The 4,971-nt window shown below is 47.0% G+C and carries 4 protein-coding genes; 3 read left to right on the top strand and 1 reads right to left on the bottom strand.

Going from position 1 to position 4,971, the window contains the following annotated elements:
- Window positions 1-30 precede the first annotated feature (30 nt).
- The gene (gene ptsG / locus QTO00_RS14705) at window positions 31-1,473 is read right to left on the bottom strand and encodes a glucose-specific PTS transporter subunit IIBC (protein WP_331425464.1); all 1,443 of its coding nucleotides are present in this window, start codon (window positions 1,471-1,473) and stop codon (window positions 31-33) included.
- A 241-nt stretch (window positions 1,474-1,714) separates the two neighbouring features.
- On the opposite strand from ptsG, the gene QTO00_RS14700 reads away from it, so the two are divergent.
- The 3 genes from QTO00_RS14700 to QTO00_RS14690 form a co-directional block, all read left to right on the top strand.
- Window positions 1,715-2,422: a response regulator transcription factor gene (locus QTO00_RS14700; RefSeq protein ID WP_331425465.1), complete on the top strand. Its 708-nt coding sequence runs from the start codon at window positions 1,715-1,717 to the stop codon at window positions 2,420-2,422.
- Window positions 2,412-3,848, top strand: coding sequence for an ATP-binding protein (locus QTO00_RS14695; RefSeq protein ID WP_331425463.1), 1,437 nt, complete (start codon window positions 2,412-2,414; stop codon window positions 3,846-3,848). The genes QTO00_RS14700 and QTO00_RS14695 overlap by 11 nt, the downstream gene beginning before the upstream one ends.
- The coding region (locus tag QTO00_RS14690) for an ABC transporter substrate-binding protein (protein ID WP_331425462.1) at window positions 3,845-4,971 on the top strand (1,127 nt) is incomplete at its 3' end. The genes QTO00_RS14695 and QTO00_RS14690, both read left to right, overlap by 4 nt.

Raw genomic sequence — 4,971 nt, 5'->3', positions numbered from 1 at the left:
TTCGGTGAATATGGGGGGTGAAAGGTAAGATCAGGAGGCGGCCAAGACTCCGTGGATCTCAGACTTGATCGTATCTGACTGAGTACCAAAAATAGCTTGTAAACTGTCACCTATCACTAACACATCATGAGCGCCAAGTTGTTTAAGCTTTTCAACATCAACGTTAGCAATGTCTTTTACTGTAACTCTCAAGCGCGTAATACAAGCGTCTACCGATTTGATGTTGGCTTTACCACCTAGCGCGTCAATCACATCAACCGCAATTTCATCTGGCTGACCTGCAATTTTCACTTCAGCTAACTCTGTTTCACGCCCTGGTGTTTTCAAATCCAATTTGACGATTAAGAAACGGAACAAACCGTAGTACAAGCACGCCCAGATTGGACCTATGATGATGAACATCCAAGCGTTGCTCGACATTGGGTAGTACAAGAAGAACTGAATTGCGCCGTGAGCAAAATCGGTACTGTGTTTGATTTCCAAGAAGGCAGTAATCGCAAACGCTATACCTGTAAGGAAAACGTGAATGATATAAAGCACTGGCGCGACAAATAGGAACGTAAACTCGATTGGCTCAGTAATACCAGTTAACCAAGAAGTCAGCGCCGCAGACATCATCAAACCACCAACGATTTTTTTACGTTCAGGCGTTGCACAGTGGTAAATCGCTAACGCGGCTGCTGGTAGAGCCCACATAGAGTACATAAAGCCACCAGATAGATAGCCTGCTGTTTTATCTCCAGCGAAGAAGCGAGTAAGCTCACCAGTGATCTCTTTGCCTGTGTCAGGATCGATGTAACTACCTACCTCGAAGAAGAAAGGTGCATTCCAAATGTGGTGTAAGCCGACAGGTAGTAGTGAACGTTCGCCCGCACCGTAAACAGCCCAAGCTAGCACTGGATTCTGGTACGCAGCCCAATGAGAGAATGCATCCAGTAGTTGACCGACAGGAGGCCAAGCAAACGCCATAAACGCGCCAACCAAAATAGCGCTTAAGCCCGTAACGATAGGTACAAATCGCTTACCAGCAAAGAAGCCAAGATATTCCGGCAAACGAATATTATAGAAGCGGTTATACATCATGGCAGCGACAGCACCCATAATAACACCACCAAAAACACCCGTTTGTAAGGTATCGACACCCATAATCGTCGCATCAGTTTCAAAACCGCGTAAGCCGGTCACGATACCTAGCGAAGCGTTCATAATAATTAGACCGACTAAGCCTGCTAGCGCCGCTGCACCATCATTACCTTTTGAAAGACCAAGCGCCACACCGACAGCAAACATCAACTGCATATTGCCAAATACACCATCACCCGCAGCAAGCATGATTTTACTCAAAGCTTCAGGGATAAAGGCGAATCCTGCGTTACCAATACCGAGCATCAAACCCGCGACTGGTAACACCGCAACAGGCAGCATCAACGACCGCCCTATTTTTTGTAATTGTCCAAATAGACTTCCTAACATGGTTCCCTCCTGACTTCAGTCAGTTATTTAGTCTTCGAGACTTACTCGAATTTGTGTTTCACGTAATGTCAGGAAAAGTCTACTGGCTTATCGACCACTGAAGGTTACAAATACCTGCGAGTTTGTAAGCGTTGACTTACAAAACTGTCCCCAAATTAAAATAAGTGATATTGAGAAAGGGAGAGTAACCATGCATCATATCTAAGGTCTGTTGACCAAACCGAATCTAGGATGTGTGATGATGGAAAACAAACAGATATTGGTTGTCGATGACAATGTAGAGCTCAGGGAAGCCCTATCTGACTACCTTGGCCGTGTAGGCTTTGACGTGCTTGGTGCTGAAAATGGCCAGGTAATGTGGCAATTGTTAGCTCTCCACCAACCTGATTTGATCATCCTCGACATCATGATGCCCGGCGAAGATGGCTTTACATTGTGCCAAAAACTGCGTCGTGACTCGCAAATTCCAATCATCATGCTCACCGCGGTGACCGAAGAGGCAGACCGAGTCGCGGGGCTTGAAATGGGCGCTGACGATTACATCACCAAGTCTTTTAGCCCCCGTGAGTTGTTAGCCAGGATTAAAACCATATTAAGGCGCAGTCAATATACCGCTGAAGCGAAACTCGCACGCAAAGTCAGATTCGATGATTGGCAAGTAGACACTGTAACCCGCCAACTCACGCACCTTAGGACAAACCAGATTAAACAGCTCAGTGGCGCCGATCTTTCGTTGTTGGGCCTATTCATCAACAACGCGCAATCTATCTTGTCCCGCGACGATATCGCACGAGAAATTTGGGGACGGGACGCTGACCCATTCGAACGCGGCATTGATGTACAAATCAGCCGCCTACGTCACCACTTAGAAGACAAAGATCGCTCGCTGATCTTAACCGTGCGCAACAAAGGCTACATGCTAACAACGGAAGTCCACTATGAGAATTAGCACTATTAGCCAGTCTTTAGCCTTTCGTACCAGTGTATTTCTACTCGGGGTGATCCTCGTCGCCCAACTTCTTTCCGGCATGATCTGGTATCAACATGCCAGCGAACGCGACAAGCAAGGGCTGACTAACACAGTTAAAAGCTTAGCCCTGAGCGCTTCTTCAACCATCTCGTTCTTTCAAACCCTGCCGTCTGAGTATCGCCACTTGGTGTTAAATCAGCTCCGCAATATGGGAGGAACACGCTTTTTTGTGTCGCTCAACAACCACCGAATCGACGTTCCTCCTTTGGCACAAAGTACCACTAAAACACTCGTCGTCGACCAAGTTAAGCAAATACTAAGCAGTGAACTTCAAGGTGCGCCCACCATTGATGTCGAGTTTACCGAGCGAGAAAACCTGCGCGTCTTTAACAATGAACTGCCGATTGATGAACTGCCTTTGCTGTGGGCCCACTATTCGCTCTCTTTTGGCGACTTAGACCCGCCGATTTTGGTCATGCAAGTGGAAGTTGCCGACAACGAGTGGTTTTACCTTGCCGCCGTTTTGCCCGCACCATACGTCAACCTTGAAACTAGTTACTTTGAGTTCAGAGAGTGGATCACCCTATGCTTTTCCGCGCTGCTGCTGCTCGTTTGCACATGGTTCATCGTTCGACGCGAAATCCAACCGATTAAGGATCTCGCCAAAGCTGCGACCTTAATGTCAAGCAGGTTAAATATCCCAACCGTGAAAGAGAAAGGCAGTAGAGAACTAAAAGCAGCGGTACGCGCATTTAATAAAATGAACCGCCGTATCGACAGTCATATGAACGACAGAGAGATGCTGTTTAGCGCCATTTCTCACGACCTTAAAACACCCATTGCCTGTTTAAAGCTTCGCTCAGAGATGCTCGATAACCCAACCGACCGAGAGCGTTTTACCCGTTTGGCCAATGACCTCGACCTGATGGTTAAAGGTGCATTACAGTGTATTAAAGAGACCGATATTCACGAAGAGATAGAGCCGATTAATCTCAATGAGATCATTCAACATATTATCTCGACACTTCCCCAGCAGTCAGAAAACATCAGTCTTGTCGGTAGCATAGAACAACCACTAGCAGGTAAACCACTTGCGATTAAACGCTGTATCCAAAACCTTGTCGACAATGCGCTGAAATATGGTGACAGAGCACAAATCACCTTAGTTGATACTGAAGAAGGGGTGGAGATTCGCATTGATGACTTTGGTCAGGGCATAGACACCGAACTACTCGACAAACTTTTTCAGCCCTACTTTAGAGCTAATACAATCCAAGATGGTACTGGGCTCGGACTGACGATTTCACAAAGTATTGCCAAAGCACATGGTGGCACACTCAACTTATCTCATTCTCAATATGGTGGCTTATGCGCTACCCTGTCTTTCCCAAGAGATTCGCTATGAACAAACTTGTCTCCTTCTTGTCACTTAGTCTGATTTCAGTCTCAGCTCACGCCAATGTAGAGTTCCTTCACTGGTGGACGTCAGACGGTGAACGAGCGGCATTAGCTGTCCTAGAGCAGCAGCTTGAACAAAATAATATTAAGCTCTCTCCTAGCCCAGTTATTGGTGGTGGTGGAGACAGTGCGATGACGGTACTACAAGCACGTGCACTGGCCGGAAATCCTCCGAGCTTTGCACAAATAGAGGGGCCTAGCATTAAAGCATGGGATGCGATTGGCATTCTTCATGACGTCAACGATGTGGCTGAAAACCACCAGTGGGATCAAGTGCTCTATCCACTATCGATTGATATCAATAAAACCGACAACGGCTATGTGGCTTTGCCATTGACGCTGCATCGACTCAACTGGCTGTGGGTGAACCATCAACTACTCGACCAACTCCACCAGCCTGTGCCTGACACATGGCAAGAGATGCTCGCCACCATGGAGTTAGCCAAACATAAAGGAATCAATCCATTGGCCCTCGGTCAGCAGCCATGGCAAGTCGCCATGCTATTCGAGAACTTAGTCATATCGACCGGTGGTGTTGAGTTTTATAACCATGCGATGGTCGAGCTTCAAAGAGAGAGCATTGATAGTGAACAATTGAGATTTGCATTTAATCAACTAAGACAAATCAGCCTGTTGGTCGACAATACAGTTCCAGATGCAAAATGGGACTCCGCCACTCGCGCACTGGCGGCAAATCAGGCCCTATTTCAGCTTGGTGGCGATTGGATATTGGGAGAGTTAATGGCGAACGAAATAGAGGTTCCCAACCACATAGGTTGTTACCCTACACCAGAAAGCGATGGCGTATTCCTCTACAACATGGACAGCATCATATTCATGGCCAGCAAGTCCTTTGATGCAAACCAAACCAACAACGCAGCCGATGTGTTAGCAGACAAATCGTTCCAGAAAGAATTTAATCGGGTAAAAGGATCGATTCCAGTTAGAAAAGACATCGACATTCGAGACTTTAACCCGTGCCAAATCCGCTCTTATCATGACTTTCGCTCAGGCATCAAGACGGGCAAGACTGTACCGAGTATGATCGACTCTATGGCCGTCAACCCGGT

Source organism: Vibrio sp. M260118 (genome assembly GCF_036533755.1).
Lineage (GTDB): Bacteria > Pseudomonadota > Gammaproteobacteria > Enterobacterales > Vibrionaceae > Vibrio.
Note: the sequence above shows the minus strand (reverse complement) of the source record. Positions and strands in the feature narration are given on the sequence as shown.